Source organism: Desulforadius tongensis, assembly GCF_016907915.1.
Classification (GTDB): Bacteria; Bacillota; Desulfotomaculia; order Desulfotomaculales; family Desulfohalotomaculaceae; genus Desulforadius; species Desulforadius tongensis.
In genome coordinates this window covers 38,651-55,889 of sequence record NZ_JAFBCW010000008.1, presented here as the reverse complement: position 1 = coordinate 55,889, position 17,239 = coordinate 38,651, and the positions used below count along the sequence as shown (strand labels likewise).

Sequence of the window (17,239 nt, the reverse complement as noted above, 5' to 3'; positions counted from 1 at the left end):
TCTTTATCCCGGAAAATTAATTTTAGATACGGTGGGGTGCGTTTTTGCACTGCCCGTAAACTTTTTGTAAATGTATGAGCTGTATAAAATCACCAGCGGCATGCCGGTAAGGGCTAAAATCAGCATTACCGTAAGAGTCAGCTGGGAAGAAGAAGCGTTGTAAATAGTTAAACTATTGGCCAAATCCGGGTTGGAGGGTACTAAATACGGGAATAAGCTGGCTGCCGCTATACCCAGCACTCCTAAAATGTTTAAGGCTGAGGCCATAAATGGTTTCCACTTATCCCGCTTTAATGCCGTTGGGTATAACACCATACCAATCACCGCCATAAGCGGCAGTACAAGCAGCACGGGTTGGTGGAAAAAGTTTTCAAACAACCTGGGGGTGCTGGCATAACTCCACACTGTGCCGGTTAAAAACAGCGGTACATAGGCCAACCAGGCGCTTCGTCCCCAGCGCCGGGCCTTTTCTTCCAGCGGCCCTTCGGTTTTGGCGGCCAAAAAGGCGGCGCCGTGCATGGTGAACATGGCCAGGCTTACCAGGCCCAGCAGCAGCGAGTAGGGGTTTAGCAAATCGAAAAAGCTGCCGGTGAAGTTGTGTTCAGCGTCCAAAGGAATACCCCTCAGTATATTGCCCATGGCTACGCCAAATAAGACGGATGGCAGTATACTGCCTAGAGCAAATCCCCAATCCCAGGCCCTTTTCCAGCGGGGGCACGGCACTAAATGCTGAAATTCAATGGAAACGGCGCGGAAAATCAGGGCGAACAGCAGCAGCATTAAAGCCAGGTAAAAGCCGCTGAATACCGTGGCGTAAACCATGGGAAAGGCAGCAAAGATAGCCCCGCCGCCGGTTAAAAGCCATACCTGGTTGCTGTCCCAAAAAGGGCCGATGGTGTAAAACATGGTCTTTCTTTCTTCTTCGGTTTTGGTAAACAGGTGCAGGCTGCCAATGCCCAAATCAAACCCGTCCAGCAGGGCATAGCCGGTAATCAGAACTGCTACCAGTATAAACCAGGCTGCCTGTAATGTTTCCAGCGTCATTATATAGTCACCTCCTTACCGGGCTCTAAAGATTCACCGGGACCGTCATTGATTTTCTTGCGCAGCAGATAAATCCAGGCAGAGAACAGCACAATATAGATTGCAGTAAAGATAATGATTGAAAACAATATTTGTACAGCGGGAACGGTGAAGGAAGCACCGTCAATGGTTTTCATAACTTTGTAAACTATCCAGGGCTGCCGCCCTACTTCTGCCGCGGTCCATCCCAGCTCGTTAGCTATAAAAGGCAGGGGGATGGAGTACAGCAGCAGTTTTTGATAAAACCTGTGCGTGTAAATTTTCCCGCTGTAGAGGAGGTAAATTCCCACCAGTGTCAGCAGTATAAAGTAACTGCCCAGTGCAACCATTAAGTGGAAAGAGGTAAAGGTTATACCCAACGGCGGCCATTCATCTCTGGGAAAATCCTTTAATCCCTTGACTTCGGCATTAAAATCTCCGAAAGCCACCCAGCTCAAAAGTTTGGGAATGCCGATGGCAAACCGGGTGGTTTCTGCTTCGGCATCGGGAATACCGAACAGCAGCAGTGGGGCGCCCTTTTCCGTTTCAAATGCTCCCTCGAAGGCGGCCAGCTTTTCCGGCTGGGTTTCTGCCACCTGCACTGCATGGTAGTGCCCCAGGGCGCACTGCAGCAGTGAAGCGGCCAGAGCTGCAATCAGGGCAATTTTTAAACTGTTTTTAGCAAAGTCCAGGTGCTTTTTCTTTAACAGGTAGTGGGCGGAAATACCCATTACAAAAAAAGCCCCGGTGATTAAAGTGCCGTCAACGGTATGTAAATAGCGGGGTACAGTGGAAGGATTAAACACCGCGCTCCAAAAATCAGTCAGCTCAGCCCGGCCGTTAACAATGTGGAAGCCGGCCGGTGTCTGCATCCAGGAGTTGGCCACGATAATCCAAAAGGCAGACAGGGTGGATCCCAGGGCCACCATTAAGGCCGAGAACCAGTAAAATACCTTAGATACCCGGTCTTTACCCCATATTAAAACTCCAATAAAGGCAGACTCCAGGAAAAAGGCAAAAATACCTTCCGCCGCCAGCGGGGCGCCAAAAATGTCCCCTACAAACCGGGAATATTCCGACCAGTTGGTACCAAATTGAAATTCCATTACAATTCCAGTGGCTACTCCCATCACAAAACTGATGGCAAACAGTTTTATCCAAAACTGCGATATTGTACGGTAGAGTTCGTTTTTAGTTTTTAAATACAGTGTTTGCATAATTACAATTAACCAGGCCATACCGATGGTAAGCGGCGGGAAAATAAAATGAAAACCTACCGTAAGAGCAAATTGTATACGCGATAACAGTGCAGCGTCCATTTTTTTATCTCCCTTTCTAAAGTGATTGGCGGTTTAAGCTGCTGCTTGATTTTGTTAACCGAAACAGTGTAAATTATCACCTCCCGGGAAATATATTACATATAGTGCACTATTTTGGTATACATTAGTATAATTGATAGTCAGAGATTTCTCAATATGCTGCTCGAATTTTTTTAAAATTTTTATCAATACAGGTAAGAGTTTTGTGATGCCTACCAATAAGAATGCAGATATGTTATAATGCTGGGAGAACATATATTCTGTGAGGGGAGTATTGATGGATCTGGCGGAAAAACTTAAGATATTATCTGCCGCTGCTAAATACGATGTTTCATGTTCGTCCAGCGGAAGTAATCGCCAAAATATCCCCGGCGGGGTGGGGAATGCTGCTTACAGCGGTATCTGCCACAGCTGGACTGATGACGGCCGCTGTGTGTCCCTTTTAAAAATACTGTTTACCAATGACTGCTGTTATAACTGTGCCTACTGTGTGAACAGAATTACCAGCGATATTCCCAGGGCCTCTTTTACCCCGGAAGAAGTGATTGAACTAACCATCAGCTTTTACCGCCGGAATTACATAGAAGGCCTGTTTTTAAGTTCTGCTATTTACCGCAGTGAAGACTATACCATGGAGCAGCTTCTGAGGACGGTAAAGAAACTGCGCGGCGAATATAAATTTAACGGTTACATACACTTGAAAGCCATACCGGGGGCGGATTTAAAGTTGATTTCAGAGGCCGGTAAGTACGTTGACCGGATGAGTGTGAATATTGAACTTCCATCGGACAGGGGGCTGAAACTGCTGGCCCCCCGGAAAAAGAAAGAAATAATACTAAAGTCAATGGGCGGTATAACATCTTACATTGATCAATATAAAGAAGAGCGTAAATTATTTAAACATGCGCCATCCTTTGTTCCGGCGGGGCAAAGCACCCAGCTGATTGTGGGAGCAACGCCGGACTGTGATCTGCGCATTATTAAGCTTTCAGAAAGCTTGTACCGCAGTTTTAACTTGAAAAGGGTTTATTATTCTGCTTATGTGCCGGTATCAGATGATCCCAAACTGCCCAGTATAACAAACCCCCCGCTGGTGAGAGAAAACAGGCTTTACCAGGCAGACTGGCTGCTGCGGTTTTACGGTTTTTCTGCCGGTGAGCTGCTTAGTGAAAACAACCCCAACCTTGACCTGGAGCTGGATCCTAAAGCAAGCTGGGCTTTGCGGAATCTGCACCTGTTTCCCATTGAAATAAACAAAGCCGACTACCGGATGCTGCTGCGGGTTCCGGGTATAGGTGTTAAATCGGCAAAGAGAATTGCTGCCGCTCGCAGGGTAGGATCGCTGGGGTATGAAGATTTAAAGAAAATTGGCGTGGTGTTAAAAAGAGCCCGTTATTTTATTACCTGCCGGGGAAAGTATTATGGTGAAACTGCTTTTCGGCCGGATTTCCTTAGACAGAAACTGCTGGACAAAGTACCGGCAGATTCTGGTGGTGAACAATTAACGATGTTCACGTAACATTTTTCAGGTAGGAGTTTTGAACATGCGTTACTACATTTATGACGGCAGCTTCCAGGGGCTGTTGACTGCCATTTATGAATCCTACTATCGCAGCGCTAAACCGGAAGATATATTACCCCGGCATAGGTTTACCGGTAACTTATTTGCGCAGGTGGAAGAAATTGATACCGATGAAATAAAGGCAGACAAGGTTTTTCAGGCCATTAAAAACAAAATATCTCCCACTGCCCTGCGCCGTGTTTTTTATGCTTTCCTGTCAGAGATAACGGGTGTGGAATTGTTAATTTATCGCTACCTGCAGTTGGGCTGGAAAGTGGGAAGGGATATTGACCGGCACCTCACGGACCACCGGGTAGCGATGATACATAAGATCAGCCAAAAGGTGGGATTAGAAAAGCACCGCCTGCTGGGGTTGATTCGCTTTCGAAAACTGAAAGGGGAAATATATTACGCGCCCATAGAACCGGATTATAACATTGTCAGCCTGGTGGCTCCCCACTTTGCCAGGCGCTTGAGTGATCAAAACTGGGTTATTCATGACCGGAAAAGGGATGTGGCAGTCCTTTATAACCAAAAGGAATGGGTGATGACGGTGCTGGACCCCGGCCGGGATTATGTTTTGGCGGAGGAAGAAAAATACTGCCAGCAGATGTGGAAAAACTATTTTAGAAGTGCATCTGTGCCGGGCCGTACCAACCTGAAATTACAGCGGCAGTTTATGCCCACCCGCTACTGGCGGTATTTGATAGAAAAGCAATGAGGTGCCCGCGGAGTTAAATTCAGCTTAAGCCGAGTTTTTCCAGCAACCGCTGTACTTCGTTGTTATTTAAAACTTTAACCACAGTTATTTCATCTTCATCCACCAGGGATATTTCCTCTGGTGACGGCAGGGGGCGCCCGCTGCTGTCAAATAATACCCTTACCCGGGGAAACAATGAGTAACCTTTGGGTGTATCCAAAACGATGGCTGTTTGCCCGTTGTTTAACTCCACCAGCGTGCCGGTGGGATATGCCGCTATATTATGCAGGAATTTTTCCACAACACAGCTGTCGAATAAATAGTTGCCGGAAGCGGCACACATTTCATAAGCTTCATGGGGTGGATAAGCCCTGCGGTAAATGCGGTTTGCCGTCAGGGCATCAAACTTATCTGCTATGGCGGTGATTTGGGAGTACAGGTGAAAATCTGCTCCTTTGATACCGTAAGGGTAACCAGAACCGTCGTAACTTTCGTGATGCTGCAGAGCGATGATGGCCGGTATGTCGTCCAAGCCTTCGGCAGAGCGGATTAAATTGTACCCGTGAATGGGGTGCTGTTTCATTATTGAAAATTCCTCCGGGGTAAGCCGGCCCGGTTTGTTTAAAATTTCGTCCGGTATCATTACCTTGCCTAAATCATGCAGCAGGGCTCCAATACCTAAAACAGCCAGCTCTTCTCTGCTGAAGCCCATGGTAATGCCGGTCATAATAGATAAAACGCAAACATTTACTGAATGGGCAAAAGTATAATTATCCTGATCCCGTAAATCTACTAAATTTAGCATTAATGATTCTTGGGACAGCAGATCGCTGGTAAACCTGCTTACCGTTTGATAGAAAGACTGGGGTTCAATGACCAGCCGGCCTGACTCCTGTGTATCCAGCAGTACTTTTTTTACCTGCTGGACAGCGGCCACCCTTGTTTCTTCAGCAATAACATCCTTTACCTTGATATCCGGCAGCAGGCCGTCATCTATAAATACAAAGGGTACCCCGTGATTGATTAACTTTGATATGTAACCGGGGGTTAGTAAAGCTCCTGCTTTTAAGAGCACTTCTCCCCGCTGGTTGTAAATGGTGCGCCCTACTTTTAAACCCGGTTTGAGAGAAAAAACATCTACTCTGCGCATACTAACTTTCTCCCAAAGATAGATTATAATTTTAGCGGGCAGGAAAAGCCCAATATTTTTTCCGCTTTTTCCATTTCGTCAGGAGTGCCGAAGACAATAATAATATCCCCGGGAAGAATTTTTTCATCGGCACTGGGGTTGGCCAAAGTTTGTTTGTTTCTCACAACGGCTAAGATATGCATCCCGTACTTTTCACGCAGGTTTATATCTTTTATTGCTTTATTAGCCAGGGGACAGTCTTTTTCAATAAAAAACTCTTCTAACTTTAAACTGTACTCATCTAAAAAGGTTTGTACAAAATCGCTGGTGATGGGTTTTACGGCGGCCATGGCCAGCCGCGTTCCTGCGGGCAAACCAACCACCGTTACCCAGTCGGCGCCGGCTCTTCTTAAGCGGGTTTCGTTTTCCTTTTTATCTGCCCGGGCTACCACACGAATATTTTTATTTAAATCTTTAGCCGCCATGGTGATTAAGATGTTGTCCCCGTCTTCGGGTAGGGCGGTGATTACAGCGGTGGCGCGTTTGATGCCGGCTTTCTCTAAAACGGCGTCTTCGGTGGCATCTCCTAATAACGTCAGGTGCCCCTGATCGCGCAAAATTTTGCACCTTTCTTCATTGATGTCTATTCCCACACAGGCTATGCCCTCTTTTTGCAGTCTTCTTATTGCCGCACTGCCGGCACGGCCCAGGCTGCAGACGATAATATGGTTTCTGAGCCGGGAGATTTTTCTTTCCATTACTATTTCACTCCAAAGATGAAGTATTTTGCCCTCAATCAGTGTTGTTACCAGCAGAGAACTAAAAAAAGAAATGTAGCCCACGCCTGTAACAACCATCAGTATAACTGTCTTTTGACCGGCTGTGGTTTGGGGGGTGATGTCCCCGTAGCCAACGGTAAATACCGTGATTACAGCCATGTAAAAGGCTTCATACATGGATAGGCCTTCGTATTTGGCGATTAAAAAGATGCATGTTATAAATATAATCAGCTCTATCAGGCTTATGTACAGTAATACCCGCAGGCCCGGGTACAGGTGTACAAATCTGGTTGATTTTGTTTCATCCGTACTTTGTTGGAAATCATCCATGGACATTAGACATCCTTTGCGCAAGCTTTTGGTAGTTGTTATTCTAGCAAATTCGAGTTTTTCCTGCTAATAAAACTGCTGTCCAATAAGCTGTAAATTTTAAGTTTCACAATTGCGAGAAAAGAAAGACTTTATTCTTTTCCATTGCTTATTCTAAAAATTAGCATTATAATACCGGACATAACAAACCTAATATTCTGTACTGGATGAAATTTACGGGAGAGAGGCGTGTAAAGCCCACCGAAGGAGTCAAACTCTCAGGTGCTTTTAAAAGCAGGTACCGTAAATGGACAGGACTCTGGAGAGACCCTGTGATTAGGGCGCCGAAGGGGCAAAACAGCAGGCGCGTGCTGTTAATCTCTCAGGCAAAAGGACAGAGTATGCTGGGTAACTGCCGGAAGGTATTATGCAGGTAGTACCTCTGCTTTGGCGGTTTCCAGTGCCGGTTTTGTAATGTGACGTCACACCGGTACGTGCCCTGAATACTTTTCCAGAGTCAAATCTGTGTTGGATTTGGCTCTTTTTTATTTTCCAAACAGTAAGGAGATGACGTTATATGGATTGGTTGAATTTGTTACAAGAAATCGACAGCTGGATTTGGGGACCGCCGCTGTTGATGCTGCTGGTGGGGACAGGTATTTACCTTACCGTCAGGCTGAAATTATTACAAATAATTCGCCTGCCCATGGCCTTAAAACTTATTTTTACTGCTCAAAATGACGGTAAAGGTGATGTTAACAGTTTTGCCGCTCTTTGTACCGCCCTGGCTGCCACCGTTGGTACGGGAAATATAGTTGGTGTGGCCACGGCAATTAAAGCCGGCGGGCCGGGGGCGCTGTTTTGGATGTGGCTGGCGGCCTTTTTTGGTATGGCTACCAAGTACTCTGAAGCCCTGCTGGCTGTTAAATACCGTTCGGTGGATGCCAACGGCCAAATTTCCGGGGGGCCGATGTACTACATAGAAAATGGAATGGGTTCCAAGTACCGCCCGCTGGCCGTTATGTTTGCCGTGTGTGGGGTGCTGGTTGCCTTTTTTGGTATTGGTACCTTTCCCCAGGTAAATGCCATCGTTTCCACGGTGGAACTTTCACTGGGTGTACCGGTACCGGTGACGGCAGCGGTGCTGACACTGCTGGTGGCCCTGGTAACCATTGGGGGCTTGAAGCGTATAGCCGGCGTGGCATCAAAGGTAGTACCCTTTATGGCATTGTTTTATGTACTTATTTGTTTGTGCACATTAATTGCTTACGCTGAACAGGTTCCCCAGGCCGTTAAATTGATTATTGAGAGTGCCTTTAGCGGCACGGCGGCAGCCGGTGGATTTTTAGGTGCCACCGTGCTGATGGCCATTCGTAACGGTGTGGCCCGGGGGGTATTTTCCAACGAAGCCGGTTTGGGTAGTGCACCCATTGCCGCGGCAGCGGCTAAAACGAAGTGGCCGGCCAAACAGGGATTAATCTCTATGACCGGTACCTTTATCGATACCATTATTGTATGTACCATGACCGGTTTGGCCCTGGTGGTTACCGGAGCCTGGTCCGGTAAGGCCGCGGGGGCGGCAATGACCCAGGAAGCCATTTCGGCTGCCTTTCCCGCTGTGGGACCATATATCTTAACCATGGGCCTGGTGTTATTTGCCTTTACCACCATCCTGGGCTGGAACTATTACGGGGAACGCTGCTGTGAATATTTATTCGGCACCAAGAGTATTAAGCCCTACCGCGGTATTTTTATCGGGCTGGTGGCTGCCGGTGCCTTTCTGAAACTGGATGTAATTTGGTTAATTGCCGATATAGTGAACGGGATGATGGCCATACCCAACCTGATTGCTTTACTGGCTCTATCGGGGGTAGTGGTAATGGAAACCAACCGTTATTTACAGCATTTGCAGCGGAAAGAAACCACCGGGGCCTGCGGTGAAACTTATAATAAACAATTAAATAACTAGGGGGTTAAACAGGGTAGGGGCCGGTAAAAAGCCGGCCCTGTTTTTTCTCACCGCAGCATGTTATAATTTCAACTTAGTTAGTAAATAATAACCTGCAGTTTATATTAGGGGAGGTAAAAGCAGTGAATGTACAAAAATGGCACCACGACACTCTGGGGCAGAGGGTTGTAGAAGCCTTAAAGAAAAATGAGTTTGATGCGGTTTACTTTTCTAACAGTGAAGAAGCAGTTCAATACGTGTTAAGTTATATCTCAGAGGGAACTACGGTGGGGATGGGCGGTTCCGTGACTTTAAACCAGCTGAACATTCCGGAAAAGGCCCGGGATAAGGGGGCACGGGTGCTGAATCATAATCTGCCGGATTTATCGGCGGAAGAAAAGATGGAAATCAGGCGTGAGCAGCTCACCAGCGATGTCTTTCTTTGCAGTACCAACGCTCTAACCCTGGATGGGTACTTGGTTAATATAGACGGGGTTGGCAACAGGGTTGCTGCCATGACCTTCGGCCCCCGGAAAGTGTTGATAGTGGCGGGGGTAAATAAGATTTGTACAGATGTACACTCAGCCCTGCAGAGAATACAGCTTACAGCTGCCCCTCAAAACAACAAGCGGTTGAACCTGCCAAATCCCTGCGCTGCTGCCGGGGTTTGCATGGACTGTAAAAGTAAAACCAGAACCTGCAGAGCTTATTCCATAATGAAGAGAAAACCCATGCTTACCGACATAACGGTTGTGGTGGTTGGTGAAAACCTGGGCTATTAAAATTATGCCGCTGACCAATAAGGTCAGCGGCTTTTAAAATTTAACCATTCTGTTACTATTTTTTACAGAACTTACATTATAATTAGGAACAAATAATTAGGAACAAAGATGACAAAAAATTTGCAGCACGGGGGGAAGTAGAAGTTGAGCAGCAAACTTAAAAAAGGTATAGCGGCCTTACTGGCAGGCACCCTGCTTGCCGGCTGTAGTATGTCATTAAGCCCAAACGAGCTGGTGAAACATCCTAAAATGGAAGTTAACCAGCAGGAGATAAAACAGGCGGTGGAGAGATTTCTGCCCCAGGGGGCCAAATTAACCATTCCCCTGCGCCCGGAAAAAGCAAGCGCCTTTGAACAGGTGGATTTGAACGGGGACGGCTCGGATGAGCTGGTGGCGTTTTACAAAAAGGGGCAGGATATTTTGGAGCTGGGTATACTGATTCTGGGAAAAGAGGAGGAACAATGGACGCTGCTGGATAATATCGAGGAACCGGGGCAGAGTATTGAATATGCAGAGTTTCATAACATAACCGGTGACAAAGCACCGGAACTGGTGGTGGGCTGGTCCGGCGGCAGCGGGATGAATAGTGAGTTATCGGTATATACCCTGCAGAACAAAAAAATGAAGCAGTTAATGCGGAAAAACTGTGCAGATTTTTCTGTTGGTGACTTAGACGGTGATTTAAAGGCAGATATAGCCGTATTCTTTAGAACTGACAAAGAGGTACTGCCCTACGCGGTGGAGCTGCCTTATGCGGTGGTGCAGCTGTACCGTTATGTGGATGGAAAGCTGAAAATGACCAATGAAATGGAATATGAAGCAGTTTATCCGGACAGGGTGACCATTGGCAATGCCACCAAGGACAAGCGGGGTATCTTTGTAGATGTAGTTGCGGGGGCCCACTCCGCCTATACCCAGCTGCTGATGCTGGAAAATGGCCGTTTTAAAAACATGATTGGAACACCCAAGGGCGATTTTCCCATTACTTTTAAAGCCTACCCGCTTCCCAGCCAGGACATTGACAATGACGGCATTATAGAGATTGGAATGATGACTGAACCGCCCGGCACGGAGAATTTGGCCATGGTGGACATCCCCTGGGTCAATGTATGGTATAAATGGAACGAAGGGGGCGGGCTGATCCCGGTGGCAGAGGATTATTCTGACTGGGAGGAAGGATACAGGTTTAAGATTCCCGGCAGCTGGAAGGATAAGTATACCGTTAGAGAAGTAACGGGGGACGACGGGAAAGTGCAGTCGGTGGATTTTTATTATACCGGGCGGGATAAAAAAGAAATGGCCAAATTATTTTCCATCCGTTACGTGGCCCAGGAAAAATGGTTAACAGAAAGGCAGAGGCTGTATGAAAATAATGTCAGCTACACTGTTTTGAGGGAAAATGGAAAAAATATATTAATAGGTGTTCTGCCCGGCGGCAATCCCGACCTGGCAGGCAGTGATTTAAAAGAGTACAGGAAGATGCAGTTAAATCAGGAAAGTATTAAGCAGTTATTTCAAAGCCCTTTAAGTAATAGCTGAATGGTTAACCCCGGGTAATTAAATCCGGGGTTTTTTTGCCTGCAGTAAGGCAGGTATAGTGAGCGCTTTATAGAATAATTAGTTATGCCGGTTTAAGTTTAATGCGGAAAGGTTGTTATTTGATGAAAAATAACAATTCCATGGAAATAAAGGGGAAAACAGTCAGCCAGTTAGAAAAGCATTTTATAGAAAACCATAAAAAAAGGCTTAAATGGCAGGGTATATTAACTGCCCTGCTGGCCGGAGGGGTATGCCTGTTTGTAATGATGTGGATGTGGAACCTGGGGCAGGAACTTACCGCCCTGCGGTTAGAAGTTGAACGGCTGGCGGTAGAGAATGCTGCCCTGCGTAAAGAGATTGTTAGCATTAAGACTCAAAATACAACTGCTGAAAAGCATCTTGACGGGGAAGGTGAATATATATATCACCATATCCAAAGCGGTGACTCCTTTGCGGCCATTTCTAAGCGCTATTACGGTACAGAAGTTTATGCTTCTCAACTGGCTCGAATAAATGGGATTCCCGCTGCTGCTAGATTACACCTGGGGCAGGTAATTAAAGTACCCAGGGAACCCTATGAATGGTGGAAAAGTTAGGGGGTGGACAGCGGTTTTGAAGTTAAAACTCTTAGTACTATACTTGGGCATATTATTGTTTGCTTTTGGTTGTTCGGAGTCGAACAGCAAGAATACAGTTTCCAAAGATTGCTTTTCTAATGAAGACTGGGAGATTAAAGCAGTGTTACAATGGGATGAAAAAGAGGTAATGGGTAAAATTGAAGCAGGATATTTAGGTCAAGAGCCCCTTGAATTTGTGGTGATAGAACCTAAATTTAATGTGGGTAAATGGCCCGAAGGCTATATACCACCGCACAGCGGTAAATATACGTGGAATGCTGAAAAACCTGAGGGTTCAATACCAGATGCAATGGAAACGTCTTGTATGTCTATATCAATTTTGCCACAAAAGCCCAGTAGGATAATGAGTGGTGCTGAAGCTGCGGAAATCCTAGAAAAAGTTAAAGTTAAGGTTCAGTGGAAGACTGTAAATGGTGAGCTAAAAACTATAAATGTTCCTAACTAAGTATCTATGAAGGAACGCAGCTGGTGGAAATTCCGGTTATGCAGTTTACGGTTTATTTTACGTGAAAATTTGCCCCGTTCGCTTATGTGGGATAAGTCCTCCAGCTGAATAACTGCACCCGGGAGGTTAAACGGAACATGTTAACAGATTATCATATTCATGTGGAGAAAGGGCCTTATTCAGTTCAGTGGTTGATGGAATTTTCCCGGCAGGCTGCTGAGGTCGGCCTGGGCGACTGGGGGATATCGGAACATGCCTACAGGTTTGTGGAAACCCGCCGTATTTTTTGGAATTCATGGGTGGAACCCAGGCAGACACAAACTATGGAAGATTATTTTACGATGATTTTAAAGGCCCGGGAACAGGGGATAAAAGTTAAGTTTGGCATTGAGATGGACTATTTTCCGGGAAAGGAAAAAGAAATTGCTGAATTTATAAACAGCTATCCTTTTGATTATGTAATCGGTTCTGTACACTGGATAGATGATTGGGGAATTGACTTGGCAGAAATGAAAGAACGGTGGGAAGAAAGAAGGGTTGAAGATATTTGGTCCGATTATTTTGACCGCGTAGTGTGCCTGGCGGAGAGCGGGCTTTTTGATATTGCCGGGCATATTGATTTAGCTAAAATCTTTAAATATATTCCCGCCAGTGAGCAGTTTTTAAAAGAACAGTATCACAGGGTGGCGGGGGCGCTGGCCAAAGGTGGAACCTGTATCGAGATAAGCACCGCGGGATTGAGAAAACCCGTTGGGGAAATTTATCCCCACCCCCTCCTGCTGAAGACCTGCTTTGAGTACGGGGTGCCCATAGTTATCAGTTCAGATGCCCACTGTCCCCAGGATGTAGGGGCAGATTATGATCGGGCCGTTGAACTGGCCCGGAAAGCAGGTTATTCTGAGGTGCAGGTTTTTTCCCGGCGCAGGGCGGAGCCCCATCCCCTGGGATAAAGTATGCCTTAGTTATCCACAAGCGTGCAAACCGGCAAAACGGCGCGGCACAGGGGAGTGCGGCGCCGGTGCAAATTTTATCCACAGAGTTATTAACAATCATCCACACCCGTCCACAGGTATTCATCTGCTTTCGGATGCCCGCGATCCGGCTGCCGACGCGGTTGTCGATTCCAAAGCGCCCGCTTAAAAGGCCCACCGGTTTTTAGCCGGTTAGTTAATGGGCGGCCAGTATTTGAGTTAATCTTTTTAAGCCCTTAGTTTCAATGCGGGAAACATAAGAGCGGGAGATTCCCATATCGCGGGCTATTTTTCTTTGACAAAGGGGTTCATCACCATTTAAACCGTATCTTTGGATAATAACTCTTCGTTCCTTGGGCGGCAGTTTGGAAACTGCGGACATTAACCTTTCCAGCTCCTGGTTGGCTTCCACTTCTTCGTAAACTATTTCTGTATCTGTACCCAGGCAGTTTTCCCAGGTTAATTCGTTGCCTTCTTTATCGCAGCCGATGGGCTGTTCCAGGGAAACCAGCGCGCTGTCTTTTTGCTTGCTTCTCAAACACATTAGAATTTCATTGTGAATGCACCGGGAAGCATATGTAGAAAATTTTGCCCGTTTGATGTCAAAGGTATTGATGGCCTTAATTAAACCGATAGTACCAATGGATATTAAATCGTCATAGGTTTCTTCGGTGGTGTCTTTGTATTTCTTGGCTATGTGTGCTACCAGGCGCAGGTTTCTTTCTACCAAAACGTTAAAGGCTTCGGCATCGCCGGCCTGGTATTTTTTAAAATAATTAATTGTTTCTTCGGCACTTAACGGTTTTTTAAAGCTGTTATTAACAACATAGGAAATAAGCAGCGTTAAACCGTTGAGCAGTGATAAACTCAGTAAAAGTGTACCCAGCCCGCCTAACATTAAACCCCTCCTTATGAACTTATATGAGGTGCTTTATTCTATGATTGTTAACAAAAAATAGTGTCAAAAAAGGGAAAAATTTTTGATGGAAAATTATGCAATTAATGAAACGTTTTAGCCTGCGGTACGTCTATATAAGTGAAAGGACAAGGGGTGATGAAATGTTTAACCCGTTATATACAAGAACTTATTTAAACAAGAAGACGGCCGGCAGGTTGGAAGGCAGAATTATTTACAACCATGTGCTGATATTACCCGACGGGCGGGAAATATTAATTGACAGCTATCATCCCGGGGAGGGCGGGTGGGGGCTGCTGCAGTACCCGTTTCAAAAAATAGATTTTAAATCCATATCCGAATTATTGAAGAAGTATTAATATGCTTGAAATTCAACCCTGCACTTTTAAATGGTGCGGGGTGTTTTAAATTTTCGGCCGGGGGCAGAAAAAAAGTATTTGTACCTGCTTTCACCTGCAGGAAATATATAGATAATATCGAAAAGTAACATAATACATAAAAATTTACCCCATAGGAGGAAATGGTTATGGAGCGTATTTGGGCACCCTGGCGTACGGTATATATCGGTAAGGATCACGGTTCAGCATGTATATTTTGTGAAAAGCTGCAGTCGTCTGCAGATGAAGAAAACTACGTGCTGCTGCGCGGGGAGAAAACTTTTGTGCTGTTGAATTTATACCCTTATAATAACGGCCATCTGCTGGTGGCCCCTCAAAGACACGTGGGCGATATCACCGAGCTGGATGAAGAGGAGTCCTTGGAACTTTTCCAAATGACCCAAAAAATGATTGCGCTGCTGCGTAAAGCATTTAATCCCGATGGATTTAACGTTGGGGTGAATTTAGGTAAAATTGCCGGTGCCGGTATCCCGGGACATTTTCACATTCATATCGTTCCCAGGTGGGGCGGGGATACTAATTTTATGCCGGTAATTGGTGATGTGCGGGTTATTTCGGAAGGTTTGGATTTAACTTATACCAAATTAAAAGAAGCGCTGGAACGGGATGGTGATCTTTAGGTGCGCGGGCTGATCGGCACTCCGGGACAAAAGTTACCTGATTGCCAATAATTTTCTCTCTAAAACCCTTGACATCTTTTTTTACCTTTGCTAATATTATTATTGCGTTTGGTGAGCGGCGATAATGCCGCAAATGTGGTGGATATAGCTCAGTTGGTCAGAGCGCCAGATTGTGGCTCTGGAGGCCGTGGGTTCGAGTCCCATTATCCACCCCATAATAAATGAATAATGCTGGGGTGTAGCCAAGCGGTAAGGCAGCGGTCTTTGGAATCGCCATGCGTAGGTTCGAATCCTACCACCCCAGCCAATTTTAAGTGAGCCATTAGCTCAGTTGGCAGAGCACCTGACTTTTAATCAGGGTGTCCCAGGTTCGAGTCCTGGATGGCTCACCATTATTATTTTATGCGGACGTGGCGGAACTGGCAGACGCGCTGGACTTAGGATCCAGTGGGTTTTCCCGTGTGGGTTCGACTCCCACCGTCCGCACCAAGCGAGCCGGTAACTAGTAATAGGATATTGACAATGTGTAATATTTATTGCATACTAGACATCAGAGTATTTACTGCCAGGGTTTGATTACCCTGGTATTTTGTGTTTTGTACATTAATGTACCAATGTATACAGCCATAATTAAGCTGCGGGAAGGAAATACCTGCCCAATGTAGAATAAAGCATGTTAAGTAAAGAACTTTTTGGTTAAAATAGATAATATTACAAAGCGATGGTAAAATTATCTAGTATTAATACATATTTAAGGGGGAGCAAGTGGTAATGAAAGCAACTGCAGAAAAGCTGGAAAAAAATGAGGTAATGTTAGAAATAGAAGTGGACAAAGAAAAGTTTTCTCAAGCTGTTAACAGGGCAGCCAAGAAATTGGCCCGCCGGGTCAACATCCCGGGATTTCGTAGAGGTAAGGCGCCCAAGGTACTGGTTGAGCGGTATGTAGGTAAGGATGCTCTTTATCAAGAAGCAATAGAGGAAATTTTCCCCGGTGTATACCAGGAAGCTGTTAAAGAAACAGAAATTTCACCGATAGCCCAGCCGGAAGTGGAAAACATTCAGGCTGAAGAAGGTGAGCCTTTGGTATTTAAACTGAAGGTGGCTGTAAAACCGGAGGTTAAGCTGGGCCAGTATAAGGGTTTTGAAATTAAAAAGGCACCGGTTGAAGTTACGGAAGAAGACGTACAGAAAGAACTGGAAAACATGCAGAACCGCCATGCTAAGCTGATTACCCTTGACGAAGGTGAGCTGCAGGATGGCGATACAGCGATGATAGATTTTACCGGTTACGTTGACGGTGAGGAGTTTGAGGGAGGAAAGGCCGAAAATTATTCCCTGGTTATCGGTTCCGGTACCTTTATTCCCGGTTTTGAAGAGCAGTTGATAGGCTTGAAAGTGGGGGAAGAAAAGGAGGTAAATGTTACCTTCCCGGAGGATTACCATGCCGGGGAACTGGCCGGTAAGGAGGCTGTTTTTAAAGTTAAACTGAACAGCATCAAGCGCAAGGAACTGGCACCGCTGGATGACGAGTTTGCCAAAGACGTAAGTGAATTTGACACCCTGGAGGAATTAAAGGCCGATTTAATGAATAAGTTAAAGGAAGGAAAAGAGCACATGGCAGACGCGGCTGTCAGCCGTGAAGCGGTGGAAAAAGCGGTTGAAAATGCCCAATTGGAAATTCCGGAAGCGATGATTGAGCAGCGTCTGGATGAGATGATTAAAAATATGGAAAGCAGACTGCGCTCCCAGGGGCTGGGGCTGGAACAATATCTCCAGTATACAAATTCCAGTATAGATGAGCTGCGGGATAAAATGAAGGATGACGCAGAAAAAGAAGTACGCCGTGAGCTGGTATTGGATGAAATTGCCAAAGTAGAAAATATTTCTGTAACCGATGAAGAGCTGGATAAAGAAATTGCCGAGATGGCACCGCAGTTCCGTCAGGAACCGGGACAGTTGAAGTTAACTTTGGAATCAATGGGCAGCCTGGAAATGGTGAAAGAAGATATTTTAAGGCGTAAAATTGTAAAATATCTCACAGAGGAAGCTAATGTGATAGAAGAAAAGGCAGAAGAGAATAATAGTGGCACAAATGAGGCAGTATCAGAATAAGATTCATAATA

General features: G+C 45.8%; 16 protein-coding genes, 4 tRNA genes and 1 riboswitch. Of the genes, 15 read left to right on the top strand and 5 right to left on the bottom strand.

Annotated elements, in window-relative coordinates:
- Window positions 1-3 precede the first annotated feature (3 nt).
- Together cydB and JOC37_RS04630 are read right to left on the bottom strand one after the other, a co-directional pair.
- Window positions 4-1,044, bottom strand: a complete 1,041-nt coding sequence (gene cydB / locus JOC37_RS04635; protein ID WP_238480754.1) for a cytochrome d ubiquinol oxidase subunit II — start codon at window positions 1,042-1,044, stop codon at window positions 4-6.
- Window positions 1,044-2,381, bottom strand: a complete 1,338-nt coding sequence (locus JOC37_RS04630; RefSeq protein WP_204616624.1) for a cytochrome ubiquinol oxidase subunit I — start codon at window positions 2,379-2,381, stop codon at window positions 1,044-1,046. Before JOC37_RS04630 ends, cydB begins: the two co-directional genes overlap by 1 nt.
- Before the next feature lie 277 nt (window positions 2,382-2,658).
- On the opposite strand from JOC37_RS04630, the gene JOC37_RS04625 reads away from it, so the two are divergent.
- Together JOC37_RS04625 and JOC37_RS04620 are read left to right on the top strand one after the other, a co-directional pair.
- Window positions 2,659-3,900 carry a putative DNA modification/repair radical SAM protein gene (locus JOC37_RS04625; RefSeq protein WP_204616720.1) on the top strand — a complete coding sequence of 414 codons (1,242 nt, stop codon included), beginning with the start codon at window positions 2,659-2,661 and terminating at the stop codon, window positions 3,898-3,900.
- 25 nt (window positions 3,901-3,925) lie between these two features.
- Window positions 3,926-4,663 (top strand): TIGR03915 family putative DNA repair protein, encoded by a 738-nt coding sequence (locus JOC37_RS04620; RefSeq protein ID WP_204616622.1) that lies wholly within the window; start codon window positions 3,926-3,928, stop codon window positions 4,661-4,663.
- Between the two features lie 19 nt (window positions 4,664-4,682).
- Here the strand turns inward: JOC37_RS04620 and JOC37_RS04615 are convergent, their stop codons facing one another.
- Window positions 4,683-5,792: an HD-GYP domain-containing protein gene (locus JOC37_RS04615; RefSeq protein ID WP_204616620.1), complete on the bottom strand. Its 1,110-nt coding sequence runs from the start codon at window positions 5,790-5,792 to the stop codon at window positions 4,683-4,685.
- Window positions 5,793-5,815: 23 nt separating this feature from the next.
- Window positions 5,816-6,880: a potassium channel family protein gene (locus JOC37_RS04610; RefSeq protein ID WP_204616618.1), complete on the bottom strand. Its 1,065-nt coding sequence runs from the start codon at window positions 6,878-6,880 to the stop codon at window positions 5,816-5,818.
- Window positions 6,881-7,168: 288 nt separating this feature from the next.
- Window positions 7,169-7,267: riboswitch (glycine riboswitch) on the top strand.
- A 169-nt stretch (window positions 7,268-7,436) separates the two neighbouring features.
- Between JOC37_RS04610 and JOC37_RS04605 the strand changes: the two genes are divergently transcribed.
- The 6 genes from JOC37_RS04605 (at window position 7,437) to JOC37_RS04580 (ending at window position 13,161) form a co-directional block, all read left to right on the top strand.
- Entirely contained in the window at window positions 7,437-8,828 is a 1,392-nt protein-coding gene (locus JOC37_RS04605) for an alanine/glycine:cation symporter family protein (protein WP_204616617.1), read from the top strand.
- A 122-nt stretch (window positions 8,829-8,950) separates the two neighbouring features.
- A complete protein-coding gene (locus JOC37_RS04600; RefSeq protein WP_204616615.1) occupies window positions 8,951-9,589 on the top strand; it encodes an LUD domain-containing protein in 639 nt (212 codons plus the stop codon).
- 144 nt (window positions 9,590-9,733) lie between these two features.
- On the top strand, window positions 9,734-11,128 hold the full coding sequence (locus JOC37_RS04595; protein WP_204616613.1) for a hypothetical protein: 1,395 nt from the start codon (window positions 9,734-9,736) through the stop codon (window positions 11,126-11,128).
- Window positions 11,129-11,250: 122 nt separating this feature from the next.
- Window positions 11,251-11,724, top strand: coding sequence for a LysM peptidoglycan-binding domain-containing protein (locus JOC37_RS04590; RefSeq protein ID WP_204616611.1), 474 nt, complete (start codon window positions 11,251-11,253; stop codon window positions 11,722-11,724).
- Entirely contained in the window at window positions 11,705-12,211 is a 507-nt protein-coding gene (locus JOC37_RS04585; RefSeq protein WP_204616609.1) for a hypothetical protein, read from the top strand. Before JOC37_RS04590 ends, JOC37_RS04585 begins: the two co-directional genes overlap by 20 nt.
- 137 nt (window positions 12,212-12,348) lie before the next feature.
- Complete coding sequence (locus JOC37_RS04580) at window positions 12,349-13,161, top strand: histidinol-phosphatase (protein ID WP_204616607.1); 813 nt, start codon at window positions 12,349-12,351, stop codon at window positions 13,159-13,161.
- Between the two features lie 217 nt (window positions 13,162-13,378).
- Here JOC37_RS04580 and sigK read toward each other — a convergent pair whose 3' ends face one another.
- Entirely contained in the window at window positions 13,379-14,080 is a 702-nt protein-coding gene (sigK, locus tag JOC37_RS04575; RefSeq protein WP_204616605.1) for an RNA polymerase sporulation sigma factor SigK, read from the bottom strand.
- Between the two features lie 161 nt (window positions 14,081-14,241).
- Between sigK and JOC37_RS04570 the strand changes: the two genes are divergently transcribed.
- The 7 genes from JOC37_RS04570 (at window position 14,242) to tig (ending at window position 17,228) form a co-directional block, all read left to right on the top strand.
- Window positions 14,242-14,457, top strand: coding sequence for a hypothetical protein (locus JOC37_RS04570; protein ID WP_204616598.1), 216 nt, complete (start codon window positions 14,242-14,244; stop codon window positions 14,455-14,457).
- Between the two features lie 167 nt (window positions 14,458-14,624).
- Window positions 14,625-15,116: an HIT family protein gene (locus tag JOC37_RS04565; RefSeq protein WP_204616596.1), complete on the top strand. Its 492-nt coding sequence runs from the start codon at window positions 14,625-14,627 to the stop codon at window positions 15,114-15,116.
- Window positions 15,117-15,254: 138 nt separating this feature from the next.
- Window positions 15,255-15,331: transfer RNA gene (locus JOC37_RS04560), tRNA-His, on the top strand.
- A 17-nt stretch (window positions 15,332-15,348) separates the two neighbouring features.
- Window positions 15,349-15,423 (top strand) — tRNA-Gln (locus JOC37_RS04555).
- A 9-nt stretch (window positions 15,424-15,432) separates the two neighbouring features.
- Window positions 15,433-15,508: transfer RNA gene (locus JOC37_RS04550), tRNA-Lys, on the top strand.
- A 12-nt stretch (window positions 15,509-15,520) separates the two neighbouring features.
- Window positions 15,521-15,605, top strand: a tRNA-Leu gene (locus JOC37_RS04545).
- Window positions 15,606-15,887: 282 nt separating this feature from the next.
- Window positions 15,888-17,228 carry a trigger factor gene (gene tig, locus JOC37_RS04540; protein WP_204616595.1) on the top strand — a complete coding sequence of 447 codons (1,341 nt, stop codon included), beginning with the start codon at window positions 15,888-15,890 and terminating at the stop codon, window positions 17,226-17,228.
- The last annotated feature ends 11 nt before the right edge of the window (window positions 17,229-17,239 follow it).

Coding starts and splice junctions, on each gene's coding strand:
- JOC37_RS04630 (WP_204616624.1), bottom strand. CDS start 2,381: ATGGACGCTGCACTGTTATCGCGTATACAATTTGCTCTTACGGTAGGT.
- JOC37_RS04605 (WP_204616617.1), top strand. CDS start 7,437: ATGGATTGGTTGAATTTGTTACAAGAAATCGACAGCTGGATTTGGGGA.
- tig (WP_204616595.1), top strand. CDS start 15,888: ATGAAAGCAACTGCAGAAAAGCTGGAAAAAAATGAGGTAATGTTAGAA.
- JOC37_RS04610 (WP_204616618.1), bottom strand. CDS start 6,880: ATGGATGATTTCCAACAAAGTACGGATGAAACAAAATCAACCAGATTT.
- JOC37_RS04625 (WP_204616720.1), top strand. CDS start 2,659: ATGGATCTGGCGGAAAAACTTAAGATATTATCTGCCGCTGCTAAATAC.
- JOC37_RS04570 (WP_204616598.1), top strand. CDS start 14,242: ATGTTTAACCCGTTATATACAAGAACTTATTTAAACAAGAAGACGGCC.
- JOC37_RS04565 (WP_204616596.1), top strand. CDS start 14,625: ATGGAGCGTATTTGGGCACCCTGGCGTACGGTATATATCGGTAAGGAT.
- JOC37_RS04585 (WP_204616609.1), top strand. CDS start 11,705: ATGAATGGTGGAAAAGTTAGGGGGTGGACAGCGGTTTTGAAGTTAAAA.
- JOC37_RS04615 (WP_204616620.1), bottom strand. CDS start 5,792: ATGCGCAGAGTAGATGTTTTTTCTCTCAAACCGGGTTTAAAAGTAGGG.
- sigK (WP_204616605.1), bottom strand. CDS start 14,080: ATGTTAGGCGGGCTGGGTACACTTTTACTGAGTTTATCACTGCTCAAC.
- JOC37_RS04580 (WP_204616607.1), top strand. CDS start 12,349: ATGTTAACAGATTATCATATTCATGTGGAGAAAGGGCCTTATTCAGTT.
- cydB (WP_238480754.1), bottom strand. CDS start 1,044: ATGACGCTGGAAACATTACAGGCAGCCTGGTTTATACTGGTAGCAGTT.
- JOC37_RS04590 (WP_204616611.1), top strand. CDS start 11,251: ATGAAAAATAACAATTCCATGGAAATAAAGGGGAAAACAGTCAGCCAG.
- JOC37_RS04620 (WP_204616622.1), top strand. CDS start 3,926: ATGCGTTACTACATTTATGACGGCAGCTTCCAGGGGCTGTTGACTGCC.